Source organism: Lyngbya sp. CCY1209, from assembly GCF_035615495.1.
Classification (GTDB): domain Bacteria; phylum Cyanobacteriota; class Cyanobacteriia; order Cyanobacteriales; family Microcoleaceae; genus Limnospira.
Genome location: NZ_JAJENU010000210.1, coordinates 1 through 18,553, shown reverse-complemented (window position 1 = coordinate 18,553; position 18,553 = coordinate 1). Strand labels below are relative to the sequence as shown.

Here is an 18,553-nt window from a genome sequence, read left to right as displayed (position 1 = left end):
AAATTGTCTGATAATGGTTTCGTTGGCAAGCTGGGGGCGACTCCTCACCGCCGATCGCATCTTCTTTCTGGAGGGAATGACTATGGAAACAGCATTTGAGAACGGGTGGGACTTGATTTCCGGCGCCGTGTCCCTGAATCCAGACGCCTTTCTCGAAATTGGCAATTTTCCCGACGGCCGAACCCTAGCCCTAACGGTGGTGTTGGTGGCGGGCCTGTCCCAGGCGATCGGCCAGTGTATCGTCCTCTTCATCAACCGCGTCAGACCCTTCCGCTTCATCCTCAGCCTGGGGATGGCGACGATTTTATTCGCCTTCACCTTTTGGTTTTGGGCGTTGAGCATCTGGTTTGTCGGCAATACCTTTTTCGACGCGGGATTGAACGCCCGCAGCACCCTCACCACGTTGGGATTGAGCTACGCCCCCCAAATATTTCGATTTCTGATGGGTTTGCCCTATTTCGGCATCCCCATCGGCGTATTTTTATCCATCTGGTCGTTATTGGCTGAAGTGACCGCCATCAGAGCGATCGCCAATTTGGACACCTGGGCCGCCTTTTCCTGTGTCGGGTTGGGGTGGGTGGTGCTGCAAGCCCTGCAACGCACCATCGGCCGTCCCATCATGGCCCTGGGTCAGGGAATGATGAATTTGGCCGCCGGAACCCGAGTCATCACCGATCGCCGGGAACTCAAACAGATGGTGATGGAAGGCAACTTTGAAAACCTCGACGACGTGGGCAACGAAGTCCTCCTCGACGCCACCACACCCCCCACCCCGGAGATCCGCAAGCGCAACCGGGCGCTAAAATTGATCGCGATCGCCCTGGTCGCCTTTTTCGTCTTCGTCCTGATCTCCTCCCAATCCCCCACCTGGTACGGCAATTGGTACAACGCCCTCGGCCGCACCCTGAAATTGGTCATCGACCTGACGACCATCAGTTTCATCGCCCTGTTCGTCTCCATCCTCCTCACCCCGTTAGAATCCCTGAGTTGGTGGGCCGGATGGTACGGCGATCGCAACCTCGAATACACCGGGACCCCCGTCCGGGAAGTCGCCGACCCCACCAGCGTCTCCCGCTACGTCCTCTATCTCGACGGCATCAACCAGGGCTATTCTCAATACCTGCCCGAAGTCGAAAATCTGCTCGACCGCCTAGCCGAAAGCCTCCCCCCCGACGTTCTGCTCGTCAAGGGCATCATGCCCTACACCGTCGCCAACAAACCCCTCGACGAAAGCGGCCCGATGGCGTTCATGTGGCGGATCATCGAATCCCTGACGGCCAAAAATCCCGCCAACCCCATCGGCTTTGTCGTCAACCTCCGCAACGTCGTGGCCGTCGCGATCGCCGCCGATCCCCGCTACGGCCCGATCCAAAACCAGAGTCTCGCCCAAGTCCTCTACGACAACCTGATCGGCTTCGGCTACCCCCTCGGCAGCGGCAAACCCATCACCCTCCTCGGCTACAGCGGCGGCGGCCAAATGTCGATGGGGGCCGTCAGCTTCCTGAAATACAACATCCGCGCCCCCATCGAGGTCATTTCCCTGGCCGGGGTGATCAGCGGCAACACCGGGGCGATGGAAGTCGAACGACTCTACCACCTCGTCGGCGAGAAGGATACCGTCGAAAAAATCGGCCCGATCATGTTTTGGGGGCGCTGGCCGATCGCCGTCCTCTCCAACTGGAACCGCGCCAAACGGCGGGGCCGGATCGCCTTGATTTCTCTCGGGCCGGTGGGTCACAATATGGACGGCGGGCCGATGGGAGAAGACGTCTTGCCCGACGGACGCACCCACGTCAAACAGACCGTGCAAATTATGAGCGGCATCCTGCGGCGGGATTGGGAATCGACGGGGTTAGATCCGGAGAAATTTATCACCGTCAGCAATTACGATCGCTACAAACAGGCCCTATTCAACCAAGTCGGCTACTTCCCCCTCGAACAGAAAATCAATCCGGACCGCTACCGGGCGATCGCCCCCTGGGTGGGACGTTTAATTTTGCCCGCCCCGGACGACCGCCAAACCGGGGACGGGGTGTGGTTCGAGATCCACCACGCCGACCACGCCCACCGACACCGCGTCGGACAGGTGGCGAAACTGCGCTGGAGTCCCGATCCGGACGTGCGGGCCTACGCCAAACTGGTGACGGTGGATGTCAATTTTTCCGACCAGGCCCGGGTCAGCCAACGGCAGGGGAAAATTCACCCCCACCGCCTCGACGGCCGGCCCGATGTCGGCCCCCTGGAGTCCCTGGCGGGCGCCCGACCGGAAGACGATATGTTGGTGGCCCTCCCCGACCCGGTGGCGGTGGAAGATGCGGAGTCGGAACACCCGACTTTATACATCCGACGCGATCCGATCCAGATTTCGGCGAAATTTTACGGCATCGTCACCATCGGCCAAAACTTGGGCGGCGACCTGTTTAAGGTCCGGCACTACAACCGCCAAACCCGCGCTTTCGACGGCGACGAGGAGATCGTCTACATCCCCTCCGTACTTCCCAATGGGAACGGGGTGTATTCCTCCAGCAACCGAGAATTGGAAACATCCCCCGCCAACGAAGCGGGATGGTACATCTACGGGGCGAGAAACCGCCAGGGTCGATTTACGGTGCAGGCGATCGCGCCCCGGGGACTGCTGGCCGTCTGCCCCGAACGGGTCATCTACGGCATCAAACCCGGTTTGGATTATCTCAATCACCACTACTGGGACAAATTAAAAGAAGAAAAAGGTCAGATCAAAACCGTCCTGCTGTATCCGAACGCCGAACCTTCGGAAGAGATCAAAAATCAGACGGCTATTTCGGAGTGGAAAGAGGGCGATCGCGCCCTGATGATGCACCTGTACGGGGGCATCGGCGGGAAGAAGGCGGAATTCGCCTCGATGGGAATCTACTTCGGCCACTTCGCCTTCGGCATTGCCCGGGTGGTCCGGGACCCCCTCACCGACGAACTGCGGTTCGCGATGGAATACCGCCAGATCTACACCCACAACGGCGACGGCATTACTTCCGGAACCAACGCCTGGGAGCGCTATGCGGGCGATCGCCAGTGGGGATGGATGGGAGTCCGCCCCCTGTGCGAAACCCTAATTAAATTTAGCCCCCTCACCGAAGATTACGACTTCGACGGCATCCAATTCTCCCCCCTGAGTTGGGTGGTGCGGGAATTGGATGTGATGGCAGCCCGCTACCGGGTCGGGGACGGCACGGGGACCACCTTCGTCAGCCCGATCAACTCCTGCTCTCAGGACTCCAGCCAAGCCCTCTACACCTCTCTGAAGCGGATGATGGCCCAATTTGAACTCAATCCCCTGATCGTCAAATGGATGCGGGAACATCCCACCCACGAACAAACCCAGCGCTTCCAATTGTTAGCTGATTTGGTGAAAACCCTGGAACACCACCTGACGCCGACGGGGAAAGTGCGCCCGGACTGGCGGTACAACGCCCCGAGGTTGGGGGATTTTCCGGTGGAAACGCCCAAAGATACCTTGATGAAAGCGATCGCGAGTTGGCGTACCCTCCTCCCCCGCTTGGTTCACGACGAGGTGGCGATGATTTTCCTGCAACTGGGGGCGTCGGTGTGGATACTCCGCACCAACCAGGTGGGGGGCGTCGATCCCGATATCGAACCCGTCGCCCCGACGGATTTCAGCGTCGCCGTCCCTAAAATCAAGCGATCGCGGCGCGATTATTGGGATTAATTTGATCGGGTGTCGGAATTGTCGGGGTGCTGCGTCTTGCGCCCCGACCCAATATTGGGAACGGGTACAATAAAATATAGCGCTGCTAGAAGAGGGTGTAGGGTGTAGGGTGTAGGGTGTCTGTATGGGAAATTCCCTTTTCATATCATGTCCGCTAAAACAGTTATGATTCCTGGGTCTCCTCGCCATCTTCTGAAACCGCTTAAAACTTTTGCCTATTGCCTGTTCTCGAACAATTGTGTAAGTATTCAAACGGACTTGATATGAGTAACTGTAAACAGACGAGCGCGATACCTGCGATAAGTCTGAATCCATTTCGAGGTATTTCTATCTTGACAGTCAAGGAATTTTTGGAGTCAGTATAGATATGGGACTCATCCGTGCAACTCCACAGTTTCTTTTCCCTGACTGCCAACTCCCCCGTTTCAAAGATGGCGGGAAAGATCGGGGGATTGGGGTTCGCTTTCTCGGAGCGATCGCTTGGCATCCAAGCTGACGGGTCCGGCGCCGAAGTAGGACACCATCATCAGAGAACCGATCAACGCCAGGTTTTTGAGAAAGGCGACTTTTTCGCCGGGATCGGCGATGAAATTGTGAAAGACGAGGGTTGTTGGAATTAAAAATAAGATTAAAATCAGCGCCCCCCAGCGGGTTCGGTAGCCTAAAATTAACGACACACCGCCGACGAGTTGGAAGACGATATTTCCCAACAACAATAAGGCGGGGATGGGCAGGCCGAGACCGGCCATCATCTGCTGGGTGTCGGCGAAGGAGAAGATTTTGCCGATCGCCGACTGGAGGAAAATGACGGCCAAAAATGTCCGCCCGATTAACGGAATGTAATTCATGATCGGAACCCCTAAATTAAATTGAGAGAACGGGTGCGATCGCCGTTTTTTGCGACGATAATTGAAAAACTCGGCGGCGGGATCTCGGCCTTCCAAAAATGCCACTTCGGGATAGGGCGGTGCGATCGCCCCGACGAATCGAGATCCCCAAAAATAATCCAAAATCCAGTTGTAAACCGCCCCCAACCGATTTCGCCCGCCCGGTAAATAAAACAGGTGGATCGCCAGCCAACCCAGCCAACCCCACACCCCGGCCAGGTTCAGGCGATCGGTATTGAGAACCCCGGCATTGCGGGCGATTATCGCGGCCCGTCCCTTATCCTCATACTGAAACGGTCGGGGGGATTTTCCGCGCAACTGGCGCAAAATATTGTCGGCGACGGCTTCCCCCCCCTGCATCGCTTCCGGCGCCACGCCGACGAGGACGCGATCGCCCGACTCGACGTAAGCGACATCTCCGATCGCGTAAACGTTCGGATCGTCGGGCAGTTGCAGTGTCGGTGCGACGGAAATCTTATTTTTGCCCGCCGTGGGCAGTTTCTCGGGGTCTGCGGCGAGGTCGGCTTCCACCCCCGCCGTCCAAATCACCGTATCCGCCGCGATCGCGCTGCCGTCGTCCAATTCCACCCCGTGGGGATTCACCGCCTCGACGCGGTGGTTGAAAGACAGGCAAACCCCCAATTTGCGGAGGTGGCGTTGGGCAAATTGGCTGGAGGATTCCGGGAAATTGGGCAGCAGGCGATCGCGGGAGTGCACCAAAATCACCCGGGTTTCCGAAAATAATCCCCGCCGGTCCAAGAGCGATCGCAATTCTTCCACCAGCCCCCCGGCCAGTTCCACCCCCGTCGGTCCCCCGCCGACGATCACGAACGTCAGCAACCGGCCGCGGACGCGGGGTTCGGGTTCGATAATCGCCCGCCGGACGCGATCGAGGATGTGGTGTCGCACGGCGATCGCATCTGGCAGGGAATTCAAGGTCAGGGCGTGATCCGCCGCCCCGGGGGTGCCGTGAAATTGGGGGCGACTGCCGGTCGCCATCACCAAAATATCGTAACTCACCTTCCCGACGTCGGTTTTCACCACGCGATCGGCAAAGTCGATGTCCCCGACGGCGGTTTGAATAAATTCCGCGTTGGGGTACTTTTGCAGCGCCCGCCGCACCGGGTAGACGACCTGGTAGGGGGAGAGTAACCCCGTCGCCACTTGGTAGAGGAGGGGGGTGAAGGTGTGGTAGGGATTGCGATCCAGCAGGAGGACGTCAACCCCGGCTTTGGCCAGCAGTTGGGTCGCTTTCAAGCCGCCAAATCCGGCTCCGACCACCACGACGCGATCGTTTGTTGCCACGGTTAAACCCCGATTTGGTGACTCGTTTCTGAATACGGTAGCAAATTATTCAGAATTTGGGGACGTCGGTTGGGGTGTGCTCGGTGGGGAGAAACAGGTAGAACCCCAGATGATTGGGAAGTTTGTCCCACAAAACTTAATTGTTAATTGTTAATTGTTAATTGTTAATTGTTCTTACGGATTCGGCGATCGCGTTTCGCTGTTCGGCGTCGTAGCCCCACCGTTTCAGAAAGTCCCCGTAGGTTCCCTCGCCGGTTTCGGCACTTTCCAGAAGTTGTTGCAGTCGGGGTTGGAGGGCTGGTAAATTCAGAGCGCGGATCAGTCGGGAACAGCGCGATCGCACTCGGTCGGAACTGGCGGTCATCTCCTCGTTTTGTTGGCGGCGGTGATAGATTGCCATCGCCGTTGACATGGCGATATTTTTGACCAGCAATTCGGAGACGATTTCGGGGGAAGATTCCAGGGCTTTTCGGGTGGAAACCGAGGCGTTATCGGCGATCGCGCGATCGTCGGTCAGGTAGGTGACGAAAAAGCCCCGGGCTCCGTTTTGGCTTTTCACCAGTTCGGAGACGGCGGCGGCGAACTCGTTTTCCGAGAGGGTTTCCGTTTCCCGTCCGTCGAGGAGGGACCCGGCGATCGCGATCGCCCCTTCAAAGGTGACGTTTTCCGGAACTGAGACAGAAGCGGTCATTTTTCGAGGGACTCCCAAACATTTTGGCCTCAGTTCTCCAGTATGCCACAATTCAAACAGTCGGCAGTTTCCCTTCAACTCTTATGGCGATCGTCTCTTCCCGCAAAGATTTTCCCGAACCCAAACGGCCCCGGGAGGGTGTCGCATCCTACCAAGTGAAACCGCAGGGGGAGGAGTCCCCGCTGACACCCCGAGAAACGCCCCAGGAGAAGGAAAACCCGAAACCGGAAGAAAAGATTCGCCCCCGGCGGTTAGCGGACTACATCGGCCAGCGGGACCTCAAAGACGTGCTCGAAATCGCGATCGCCGCGGCCCGGTCCCGCCAGGAACCCCTCGACCATTTGCTGCTTTACGGCCCCCCCGGACTGGGAAAAACGACGATGGCTTTGATTTTGGGGGCGGAAATGGGGGTCAACTGCAAAATCACCACCGCCCCCTCTCTGGAGAAGCCGCGGGATATCGCCGGACTGCTGGTGAACCTGAAGCCGGGGGAAATTTTGTTCATCGACGAAATCCACCGCCTCTCGAAAATGGCGGAAGAAATTCTCTATCCGGCGATGGAAGATTGTCGCCTCGATATCACCGTCGGCCAGGGGAGGAGTGCCCGGACGCGCAGCATTCCCCTGAATCGGTTTACAATTGTGGGAGCGACCACTCGTATCGGTGCCTTGACGTCGCCCCTGCGCGATCGCTTCGGTTTGATCCAGCGCCTGCGGTTTTACGAAGTCGATGACCTCGCCGAAATCGTCCGCCGCACGGCCGGAGTGTTGAAGACTCCCATCGAACCGGAGGGGGCCGCAGAAATTGCCCGACGCTCCCGGGGAACCCCTCGTATCGCCAACCGCCTGCTGCGTCGGGTGCGAGATTATTTGCAGGTGAAAGCCTCCGGACCCATCACCCGGGAAATTGCCGCCGCGGCTTTGGAACTGTTCAATGTCGATCCCCTCGGTTTGGACTGGACGGATCGACATTTGTTGCAGACGGCGATCGAAAATTTTAACGGCGGGCCCGTCGGTTTGGAAACGATGGCCGCCGCGACCGGAGAAGATGCCCAAACCCTCGAAGAAGTTCACGAACCCTATCTGATGCAAATTGGATTTTTGCAACGCACCCACCGGGGCCGGGTCGCCACGGCGGCGGCGTGGAGACATTTGGGGTATGAACCGCCCGAGGAACAACTTTCTTTGTTTCGTTAAAAGTCGGGCGATCGCCGACAGACGATCTCTCTCAATTGGATATGAAGAATCCATTCTTGACTCATTTTAAAACCGGGCTTCCTCTGCAAGTCATTTTTATCGTCCCTTTCGTGGTCGAACTGATCGTCACGGCTGGTATGGTGGGCTATTTGTCATTTGTAAATGGGCAGAAATCGGTCGATAATTTAGCCGAACAATTAATCGAAGAAACGGGGGACGCGATCAGGAAAAGAATTGATACTTTTCTCGAAGTTCCCTCCAAAATAACTCAGAAAAATCAAGATTTGATCGATACGGGATTGCTCGATCTTGAGAATATGGATCGGTGGCTCGACTATTTGTATCGAGAATATAAGAATTATCAATCCAATTATATTACGGCGATCGTGATCGCCAACGACGACAATGAATTCCGGGGAGCCGGACAAGCCGAAATGTTGGACGGTCGAGTGCTAAAAGGTGTGTCGATCGCCGGTGAAAAGACCAATTTTCAATGGCGGGGGTATGCGGATATCGAGTCCTTGAGTCTTCCCGATGACCTGTTTCGCCGGGATTTTGACATATCAATTGATAATTTTGATGTCAGGAATCGTCCCTGGTACGGGCAAGCGATCGCGACGAAAAAATCGGGATGGGTGGAAATATTTTCCAGATCATTTAATCAATCAATTTTGGTCTTCAGTTTTTCCCAACCGATTTATATCGATGGTGGCGACATTCCCAAAGGGGTGACGAGCGTACAGATTGACTTGTCCTTTCTTAACGATTTTTTGAGAACGTTGAAAATCAGCCAGTTCGGACAAATTGTGATTTTGGATCAATCCGGAAATTTGGTGGCAACTTCGACGGCAGAAACACCCGCTTTGGTTGGTGAAAATGGTCGGGCGAAACGGTTGATGGCGACGGGTAGCGAAAATCCGCTGACGCGGGCGATCGCCGGGCACGTTCAAACGGCGACGGACAATTTTTATCGCTTTTCAGATTTGCAGTTCGACGATTTTCGATTCGACGGGGAACGATATTTTTTGAGGACGATCCCGATCCGGGACGAACACGGGTTGGAATGGTTGGTGGCGATCGCCATTCCGGAGTCGGCATTTATGGCGGAAATTTATGCAAACAATGTCCGGACGATTATATTATCAGTTGTGGCTCTCGGATGCGCGATCGCGATCGGAATTTTGACATCCCGCTGGGTGACAAAACCGATCTTGCAACTCAACCAGGCGGCTAAACAGATCGCCGCCGGAAATTTGGAAACGAGCGTCGATCTGCAACGGGGAGATGCGATCGGAGAGTTGGGAATGTCGTTCAACCGCATGGCGTACCAACTCAAATCCGCCTTCGAGATGTTGGAAGAAAAAGTCAAAGAAAGAACCCGAGAATTGGAGGTAGAAAAAGAGAAAGCCGAGGTCGCGAACCGGGCAAAAAGTGCGTTTTTGGCGAACATGAGTCACGAACTTCGCACCCCCCTAAATGCCATTTTGGGTTTTTCTCAAATTATGACCCGCTCTTCCAATTTAAATCCGGAAGATCGAGACAATTTGCAAATCATCAATCGTAGCGGTGAATATTTGTTGACATTGATCAATCAGGTTTTGGATTTGTCCAAAATAGAAGCGGGAAAGATGACCGTGCATCCGTCGGATTTCAACCTGTATGCTCTCCTCGAGGATCTGGAAAATTTATTGTCTCTGAAAGCTCAATCCAAAAGTTTGGCCCTGAGCATCGAATGCGATCGCGCCCTCCCCCAATATATCCGTGCGGACGAGACAAAATTGCGGCAAATTTTGGTCAACTTACTCAACAATGCCATCAAATTTACCGAGGAAGGCGGGGTATCCCTGCGGGTGGCTTGCCAAAATGTATCCCGTCCGCCGCGGCCGATGACGCGATCGGGCGACCGTTTACTATTGTTTGAAATTGAAGATACGGGGGCGGGAATTTCGAGTCGGGAAATCGACCACATATTTGAAGCATTCGGTCAGACAAAAACGGGAATTGAAAGCCAAGAAGGCACGGGTTTAGGACTGACCATCAGCCGTAAATTCGTGCAATTGATGGGGGGCGATATGAGGGTCAAAAGTAAACCGGAGGTGGGGACGATATTTGCATTTGAAATCGCGGTTTCCGTAGCCGATGGTGTCCCATTATCACACCCAAAATCGACCCGCCGGGTCGTCGCCCTCGCGCCGGGACAACCGCGATATAAAATTCTGGTGGTGGATGATAAAGCCGTCAACCGCGCATTGCTGATTAAACTGCTGCAACCGGTGGGTTTTGAACTGCGAGAAGCCGGCAACGGCCGGGAAGCGATCGCCATTTGGGAGCGTTGGGACCCCCATTTAATTTGCATGGATATGCGGATGCCGGTGATGGACGGCTACGAAGCCACGAAATCTATCAAAGGGACGACCAAAGGAAGCGCGACGGTGATCATTGCCCTGACGGCGAGTATCATCGATAATGAAAGGGCGATCGTGTTGTCGGCAGGATGCGATGATTTGGTCAGAAAGCCATTTCGAGAATCGGTTATTTTTGAGACGATCGCCAAACATTTGGGCGCTCAATATTGCTACGAAGAAGAACCGGCGATCGCCCCGAAAAACGTCGGCTCAAATTTGACGGCAGATGATTTCAAAGTGATGCCCCAATCTTGGCTGATGCAATTGCATCAGGCCGCGGTTGACCTGGACGACGATGTGACCTTACAATTGCTCGCCAAGATCCCATCAAAATATTCAGTTTTGGCGGAAAAATTGACCGATTTAGTTGAGAACTTTCAACTCAACACAATCCGACAAAAAATTGAAAAATTACAATCGGAGTTATCCGCAAATGGTAGCACAGTCAGACATCAATAGAGCCGGCACGATCCTGATCGTAGACGACAAGCCGGAAAACCTGCGAGTGTTGTCCAGAATGCTGACCGAAAGGGGATATAAAGTGAAAAAGGCGATCGACGGCGAGAGCAGTCTGATCGCCGCCAAATTCAATCCGCCCGACCTGATCTTGTTGGATATTAAAATGCCGGACATGGACGGCTACGAAGTTTGCAGGCAGTTGAAAGCCGACCCGAAAACGAAAGGAATACCCATCATTTTTATCAGCGCCTTGGATGAAATATTCAACAAAGTTGAGGCGTTTAAAATTGGCGGGATCGACTACATTACGAAACCGTTTCAGGAAGAAGAGGTGATCGCCCGCATCGAAAGTCAGATGGTCATTCAAGAGCAAAAACGGTTGTTGGAAATCAAGCATCAAAAGCTCCGGTATGAGATCAAGCATCGAAAAGAAGCGGAAGCCATTCTCTACCAATCTCGCGCTTTGATTTTGAGCGTTTTAAATAGTTCCCTCGACGGCATTGCCGGGATGGAAGCAGTCCGGGATACAAAAACCGGAAAAATTATCGACTTTAGATGTTTGGTCGTCAATCCGGCGATCGCCCGGATCTTCAATCGGGAACCGGAATATTTGAGAGGAAAATTGGTTTTTAAACGGTTCCTGCACAAACTGAAGTCGAATTTGTTTGATGCCTTTGTGGAAGTGGTCGAAACGGGAAAACTACTCGAACAAGATTTTTACTACGAATCGCCTCATTCCCGATCTTGGTATCACTTTGTCGCCGTCAAACTGGGGGACGGTTTTGCCGTCACCGTCCGGGATATCACCGATCGCAAACTGATGGAGTTGGAGTTGCAGCGTCTGGCGACTCTCGACGGCCTGACGGGGGTGGCAAATCGCCGTTCTTTCGATACCGCGATCGCCCGAGAATGGCACCGCTGTTTCCAGGAAAAAAAGCCCTTATCTTTGATTCTCTGCGATGTCGATTATTTTAAAAAATATAACGATTTTTACGGCCATCAGATGGGGGACGATTGTTTGATTAAAGTGGCTCAAGTTTTGACGAAAGCGGTCAAACGTCCGACGGATGTGGTGGCCCGCTACGGGGGCGAAGAATTTGCGATTATCTTACCCAATACCAATGCCGAGGGCGCGATCGCGATTTCGGAATGGATACGTCAGAAAATGCGACAGTTGTCGATCCCCCACAAAACGTCCACAGTTGGCAACTCCGTCACTTTGAGCTTGGGAATTGCCGGTCAAGTTCCCGACTCGGAAACGCGACCGACCGATCTGATCGCCGAGGCCGACAAGGCGCTCTACGAAGCCAAAAAACGGGGGCGCGATCGCCACGTCATCCGCGCAGTGAGTCGGGAAAAATAAAAATCTCCCGCAACCCGACAGGAGATTAATACAGAGTGAGAAGAATTGAGCGCAGAAAACAGATTAATCCATTTCTAAAATTTCGGCGTTTTGAACGACCACCACGGGCTGCCCTTCATATTCGGCTTCGATCTGCTCTTCAACATTCAGATCCCAAGTCAAATTATAATCCCGTTCAAATTCTGCGGAGATAAACTGGCGCACTTCCCCCGTCACCTGAACTTCCTGATCTTCGACGATCGGCATGGGCGATTCATCCGGCATCACGATCAGCACGGAATCTTTGGCCAACAATTCGTTCTCTTCCTGCAGACGGTAAACCCCCGGCGCGATCGCTTCTTCAATCTCACCTCTTATCGTCACGGTTTGACCGATAAATTGTTCGGTTTCTTCCGCCACTTCTTCCAAGTCGGCGACGGGTTCGACGGGTTCGGTGACCACTTCATCGTTTGTAATTTCGGGGCTGGTCGCCCGATTGTCATACCCAGCATCGCAGGCACCCAACAGTCCGGCGATGGAGACGATCGCGATCGCACCGGCTCGCTTCAGAGAAAAGATATTATTCTTTTTATTCTGTTTAATATTCATCATCAGTGGTGAAACCTCCTCGCCCTTTTATGAGCGTCTTTCATGTCGCGAATTGGCGGTCAATTGAACTCTCACATCGACGCCAACCACACTTTACAGTTTACAAAGAAGTTCCCCTGACTCCATCCCCCTAAATGTAGAAGGTGGATATTTGTCTGTCTCAAGAAAGAGGCGGCGATCGCGCCCCTTTGACCATCGCGACAGGGCGAATCAGATTCGCCCCGACATATTTTAACGGCTGTACATTTGGGTTAAATACCGCAGGCGATCGCTCAACGGATGCGTCAGCATCGTCGAACTTTCGTACCGCCAGCGCCAATTTCCGGCGTTTGTACTGGGGTCATTCATGCGCCCGCGAGTATCCAATCCGAACACATCTTGCAGGGGGAAAATCGCCAAATTTGCCACAGAACTGAGGGCTAAACGAATCAACGCCCAGTTGATATCCTCGATCGCCTCCGGGAACGCATAGCCGAGATATGTGGCGACGTGGTGGCGAATTTCCGGGCTGACGGTTTGCCACCACCCGACGCTGGTATCGTTATCATGAGTACCCGTGTAAACGATACAATTGCGGACATAATTGTGGGGAAGATAGGGATTTGTCGAATCTTCTCCGAAGGCGAACATGAGAATTTTCATCCCCGGAAACTCGAAGCGATCGCGCAATTCTTCCACCTCGGGGGTGATGATTCCCAAGTCCTCCGCCAACACCGGCAAACGCCCCAATTTTTGGCCGAGGGTTTCAAAAAATGCCGCCCCGGGGGCCTCGATCCATTCCCCGTTCAATGCCGAAGTTTCTCCGAAGGGAACCCGCCAATAGGCTTCAAATCCCCGGAAGTGATCGATCCGCACCCAATCCACATATTCCAACGTCGCCCGGAACCGTTCAATCCACCAAGAAAAATCCGTCCGTTTCAACTCATCCCAATCGTAAACCGGGTTGCCCCAAAGCTGTCCGGTGGCGCTGAAATAATCCGGCGGCACGCCCGCGATATAGGACGGGTTCAACGTTTCCGGATCGAGTTGAAAGTTGTCGGGGGCGAACCAGACATCGGCGCTATTGTAACAGACGTAAATGGAGATATCGCCGATAATTTTAATGCCTTTATTGTTAGCGTAGCGCCGCAGTTGCGTCCACTGTTCAAAGAACTTGAATTGCAGGAATTTGTGATAGAGAATTTCGTCGTGGAGTTGTTCCGTTTTTGCCTTCAACGCCTCCGGTTCCCGGCGGGCGATCGCCGGTTCCCACTGGTTCCACTCCTGGCCCCCATTCTCCTCCAACAACGCCATAAATAAGGCATAGTCATCCAGCCAAGTCGCCTTGTCTTTACAGAAGGTTTCAAAGGCTTGATTTGGGGTGCGGTTGAGGGAGTCCCGGAATTGTTGAAACGCCTGTTTGAGATAGTGACCTTTGTGGGAAATGACGCGATCGAAATCCACCCGGTTGGGGTTATGATTGTCTGGGAGGGGTTGCAATTCCCGTCCATTCAGCAGGCCTTCTTCCGCGAGGCGATCGAGGCAGATCAGCAACGGATTTCCCGCGAAGGTGCTGAAGTTCATAATGTAGGGGGAATGTTCGTACCCCGTCGGTCCGAGGGGCAAAATTTGCCAAACTTTCTGGCCGCTGCGTTCCAGAAAGTCGATAAACTCGTAAGCCGATCGCCCCAGATCCCCAATTCCGAACCGGCTCGGGAAGCTGGTGGGGTGCAATATTATACCACTGGCACGTTCAAGGTGCATAGTTATTTTATCTCAGTGTGGAGCATCTTTTCCTTCATACCACGGATCGTCCCCGCCGAAACCTGCCGGGGTGGTGAGAATTGCGGCGGGGAAGCGAAGATGGGGGCCCCGACGTTCCCAAACTTGGCAAAATGATAAAGTTGATAGCTGATAGCCGACAGCTATACCTCTTTTTTATACCATATTTCGCTTTGAAAACAACCGGATTCTTTGTTCAGACCACAGTTGGCTAAATTCCTTACCTGATAAGCTTTTCAGGCTTCTTGTCATCCCCACAGGAGGACAAATAACTTCTCCGTGTCCTCTGTGCCTCTGTGGTGTAATTTTCGATCGCTCCCCAGTTGACGCCAAAGGCCAAATCCTCCGTCCGACCCCTTCCCCGCCCGAATGTGGTTAACATAAGTTAATGAAAAAGTGTAGGACTGTTTTTCGGAGGAGAAGCGGAACGTGAATGCTGCCGAACAAGCGAAAAATCTGGAAGTTGCCAGCAAAATTGCCACCGTCGTCAACCTGTTCAAGTCCCAATTTCCCGATGTCCGGGTGGATCTCAAACCGTGGATGAACGACCCCGAAACCCGGGAACTCGTCGATCCGGACTCCATCGACATCGGCTTTCACTTTCCGGGACGGAGTCGCCTGATGCAGAGTCGGTGCATTTTAGTCCAGATCCGACTGTACCACGACCCCTTGGAGGCGCAACGGCGGGCGATCGGCGTGGACGCCGCCGGATACGACCACCGGGGACAGCAGTGGAAAGTCTCCACCGTGGAACATTGGCAATTTTTGGGGGACTCCCAACCCGAACCGGAGGCGGCGGACAAATTGAAACTCTTCTGCCGGCAAGTGTTCGAGTTATTCAACGGTGCCGATTCCGGCGTCGCTTGATATCCCGTTTCCCAAACCGGTCAGGTATAACAGGCAGGGAGTAGGCAATGGGTAGCACAGGCATCCTGCCTGTCACAAGCTAGAAGCTTGTACTACCGCGAAGCATACTGCTAGATGAATCACGGTTCGGCTTTTTTCATCTTTTTAACCGCCGTCAAATACTGCCCCAAAAACGGCAGTCCGCCGATCGCGGGTAAGAAGTAGCGGGCCGTACACAGCAACCCCAAAGCCGCCGCCACCGTCGCATCAAAATAGGGTTCGTAAAAAATCACCAGGGCGGCATCCCGAGTTCCCACACCGGCGAAGGTCAGCGGCAGCAATCCCGCCAAAATTGCCAGGGGGGAGAGGGCGAGGCTTGCCAAAAACGGCGCCCATGCCTTGAGCGCCAGAATAAAAAACCAGATCTGCAATAGGTGCAGAAACCAGATAAAAATTGAGGTGACGGCAATTTTAATTAACTGTCGTTTGTCGCTCCAAAAATAATCGTGCATTTCCCCCCAAGAGACTTGCAATTTTTGCAATTTGTCGCTAATTTTATTTGGGGCAATTTTTCGGGAAAATCTGAAGAAAATATCGGCGAACTGGCGCGAGCCCAAAATGGACAGTCCCACCGCCAAACCCGCCACCACGCCGACGGTCATCGTCCAAAAGAGGGGGTCTTTTTGAGGGTATAATAACAGGCCGAAGACGCACCACAGCAGCAGGGACAGCAGGTCGCAGGATTTCTCGAATACCACCAGGGACAGGGACAAAGAACCGCTCAAATAGCCCCGTTCTCGGATGAAGTAAGCTTTGGCGATGTCGCCCATTTTGGAGGGCAACACCATGTTGAGGACGCTGGCGGCGAGGATGAGGCGGTTGGCTTCCCCGAAGCCGAAGCCGGTCCCCTGCGGCACGAGTTGTTGCAGCCGCCAAGCGGTAAACATCGTGATGGGGATGACCAGGCCCAAACTAACGGGCATCCAGAAGCGATCGCTATTTCGGAAAATTTCCGCCAACCCCCGCAGGTCGATTTTCGAGTAAATAATCGATAAAATAATAACGCTGACCGCAATTGAAATTAGCCGCTTCATCAATATCGCTCCGATTTCAGGGTTTTTTGCGATCGCCGTATTCGATCCGACGCAGCCGCAGTTGAATATCTTCGAGCATTTTTCGGTTGACGGCCATCAGATCGGCGATCAGACCGAAAATCCACAATTGAAAGCCGATCAAAATCAAAATAGCCGCCAAAATCAAACTCGGCGTCCGGGCGCGGGTCTGCCCGTCCAGCAGCATTCCGCCCCCCACCTGATCGCCAATATGATCGCCGACAAACAGCACCAGCCAGCGGACGCAAAGCAAGATCCCCAAACCCATCGGCACGCTTCCCAAAAAGCCGAAAAACCGCAGCGGCCGGTAGGTGATGAAAATCCGAAAAATGGTCAAAATTGACCGCCAAATGTAAGAAGAAATACTCTTAACCAACCGCGACGGCCGCAGGTCAGAATTGGTGCGGACGGGGACAGAAACGATCGCCATCCCCTTCTGACCGGCTTGAATAATCGTTTCCAAAGTATAAGTATATTCGTTAAAAACATTGAGTCTCATCGCCGCCTCCCGGCTGAACGCCCGAAACCCGCTGGGGGCGTCGGCGACATCGGTGCGACTGGCGAGGCGGACGACTCGACTGCCCAGTTTTTGCAACAACTTTTTAGTGGGTGAAAAGTGCCGAATCTCCCGAATCGGGCGGGCGCCGATCGCCACTTCTGCATAACCCAATAAAATCGGTTCGATCAACCGGGGAATATCATCGGCACAATATTGATTGTCGGCATCCGTATTAACAATAATATCCGCCCCCGCTTTCAAAGACGCTTCAATTCCGGCCATAAACGCCCGCGCCAACCCCTGATTGTGGTCGAAACTGACGATATGATCGACACCGCAAGCCCGGGCAACTTCCACGGTGCGATCGATGCTGCCGTCATTGACAATCAACCACTCGACGCGATCGACACCGGCAATTTCTCGCGGCAGTTCCGACAGCGCAATCCCCAAGGTTTTTTCCTCATTAAAACAAGGAATCTGAATAATCAACTTAGTCATGACAGCCATTAATAATTGATAATTGATAATTCATAATTGATAATTGTTGATTTTACCGAGTCCCACAAAATCTGCGCCATCTGCGTAATCTGCGGACATGGAATGCAAAATCGGGAGTCAAAGAGCATTCGCTCTCAAATTCCCGATCCCCCCGATAACGATCACCTTCCCCGGCACTTTTTCAAACAATTTATACCGTCCTAATTTTAGACGGATCGTCAATTCCCAACTCTCCCGCGCCCAAACTCATGCTGATATCCAACCACGGAGAACGGGTGATGGGGGCGCTAGTGGAAATGTAATCGACGCCGGTTTCCGCCACCGTCCGGATGGTTTCCAGGGTGATATTGCCGGAAGCTTCGATTTGGATGCGGGGGTTGTACTCGCGAATTATCGCGATCGCCTCCCGCATCATCTCCGGCGACATATTGTCCAACATGATAATATCGGCCCCGGCGTCCAGGGCGGTCTGCACCTGTTCCAGGGTTTCCGTCTCCACCTCTACGGTGAGGGGATAGGGCATGGTGGCCCGCACTTTGGCGATCGCTTTTTCGATCCCCCCGGCGGCCAAAATGTGATTATCTTTGATCATTACCGCGTCGTCGAGTCCCATGCGGTGATTTTTCGCCCCCCCGACTTGGATGGCGTATTTTTCCAGCAACCGCAGTCCGGGGGTGGTTTTGCGGGTGTCCACCAGTTGGGCCGGTAAATCGGCGATCGCATCCACATATTGCCGCGTCAGCGTCGCGATGCCACTCAGTCGCATCGCCAAATTCAGGGCCACCCGTTCCCCCGTCAGCAGGGCATCCAAGGGGCCTTCGAGTTGTAAAATCACTTTTGAGCGATCGCAGGTTTCCCCCTCCGCCGCCGTCGGCTTCACCCGGACGCGATCGCTCAACAGTTGAAACACCCGCGCCGCCACCGGCAGTCCCGCCACGACCCCGGGCGCCTTCGCCGTCCAGTGGGCGGTTCCCCACAGGGCCTCCCCCGCCAACAAAGAGCCCGTGGTGCGATCGCCGCGACCGATATCTTCGGCCAACCACTGCCGCAGGAGGGGGTCTAAAATAATCGCGGGGGGCGCGATCGCGGATTGGGGTTCGTTCATGGGTTGACGTTCCTAAAAACTAAAGCTTCCCAACGTTTGCCACTGTCAGGAAGCTTTAGTTTATAATTATCCTGGCACCTTGCTATTTTCCCAGGCGGCTACCCGCCAAGTATCTTCGCCGTTTCAGCGTTTCAC

Annotated in this window: 12 protein-coding genes; 5 read left to right on the top strand and 7 right to left on the bottom strand. The window is 54.1% G+C overall.

What is annotated here, in order from left to right:
• Positions 1-13 precede the first annotated feature (13 nt).
• Positions 14-3,703, top strand: a complete 3,690-nt coding sequence (locus LKE08_RS04125; protein WP_324702927.1) for a peptidase — start codon at positions 14-16, stop codon at positions 3,701-3,703.
• Positions 3,704-4,128: 425 nt separating this feature from the next.
• Here the strand turns inward: LKE08_RS04125 and LKE08_RS04120 are convergent, their stop codons facing one another.
• On the bottom strand, positions 4,129-5,895 hold the full coding sequence (locus tag LKE08_RS04120; RefSeq protein WP_324702926.1) for an FAD-dependent oxidoreductase: 1,767 nt from the start codon (positions 5,893-5,895) through the stop codon (positions 4,129-4,131).
• 157 nt (positions 5,896-6,052) lie between these two features.
• Positions 6,053-6,586: a hypothetical protein gene (locus LKE08_RS04115; protein ID WP_324702925.1), complete on the bottom strand. Its 534-nt coding sequence runs from the start codon at positions 6,584-6,586 to the stop codon at positions 6,053-6,055.
• An 83-nt stretch (positions 6,587-6,669) separates the two neighbouring features.
• Between LKE08_RS04115 and ruvB the strand changes: the two genes are divergently transcribed.
• From ruvB to LKE08_RS04100, 3 genes are read left to right on the top strand one after another with little or no spacing between them, the layout of a single operon-like run.
• Entirely contained in the window at positions 6,670-7,782 is a 1,113-nt protein-coding gene (gene ruvB, locus LKE08_RS04110) for a Holliday junction branch migration DNA helicase RuvB (RefSeq protein ID WP_324702924.1), read from the top strand.
• Between the two features lie 41 nt (positions 7,783-7,823).
• Complete coding sequence (locus LKE08_RS04105; protein ID WP_324702923.1) at positions 7,824-10,646, top strand: ATP-binding protein; 2,823 nt, start codon at positions 7,824-7,826, stop codon at positions 10,644-10,646.
• Positions 10,621-12,009 carry a diguanylate cyclase domain-containing protein gene (locus LKE08_RS04100; RefSeq protein WP_324702922.1) on the top strand — a complete coding sequence of 463 codons (1,389 nt, stop codon included), beginning with the start codon at positions 10,621-10,623 and terminating at the stop codon, positions 12,007-12,009. Before LKE08_RS04105 ends, LKE08_RS04100 begins: the two co-directional genes overlap by 26 nt.
• 63 nt (positions 12,010-12,072) lie before the next feature.
• On the opposite strand, the gene LKE08_RS04095 is transcribed toward LKE08_RS04100, so the two are convergent.
• Together LKE08_RS04095 and malQ are read right to left on the bottom strand one after the other, a co-directional pair.
• Positions 12,073-12,600 carry a hypothetical protein gene (locus LKE08_RS04095; RefSeq protein WP_324702921.1) on the bottom strand — a complete coding sequence of 176 codons (528 nt, stop codon included), beginning with the start codon at positions 12,598-12,600 and terminating at the stop codon, positions 12,073-12,075.
• 228 nt (positions 12,601-12,828) lie between these two features.
• Complete coding sequence (gene malQ / locus LKE08_RS04090; RefSeq protein ID WP_324702920.1) at positions 12,829-14,340, bottom strand: 4-alpha-glucanotransferase; 1,512 nt, start codon at positions 14,338-14,340, stop codon at positions 12,829-12,831.
• Positions 14,341-14,787: 447 nt separating this feature from the next.
• On the opposite strand from malQ, the gene LKE08_RS04085 reads away from it, so the two are divergent.
• Entirely contained in the window at positions 14,788-15,225 is a 438-nt protein-coding gene (locus LKE08_RS04085; protein ID WP_324702919.1) for a hypothetical protein, read from the top strand.
• A gap of 119 nt (positions 15,226-15,344) precedes the next feature.
• On the opposite strand, the gene LKE08_RS04080 is transcribed toward LKE08_RS04085, so the two are convergent.
• The 3 genes from LKE08_RS04080 to nadC form a co-directional block, all read right to left on the bottom strand.
• Complete coding sequence (locus LKE08_RS04080) at positions 15,345-16,298, bottom strand: lysylphosphatidylglycerol synthase transmembrane domain-containing protein (RefSeq protein ID WP_324702918.1); 954 nt, start codon at positions 16,296-16,298, stop codon at positions 15,345-15,347.
• A 16-nt stretch (positions 16,299-16,314) separates the two neighbouring features.
• Entirely contained in the window at positions 16,315-17,313 is a 999-nt protein-coding gene (locus LKE08_RS04075) for a glycosyltransferase family 2 protein (RefSeq protein WP_324702917.1), read from the bottom strand.
• Between the two features lie 190 nt (positions 17,314-17,503).
• Positions 17,504-18,418, bottom strand: coding sequence for a carboxylating nicotinate-nucleotide diphosphorylase (nadC, locus tag LKE08_RS04070; protein ID WP_324702916.1), 915 nt, complete (start codon positions 18,416-18,418; stop codon positions 17,504-17,506).
• Positions 18,419-18,553 lie beyond the last annotated feature (135 nt).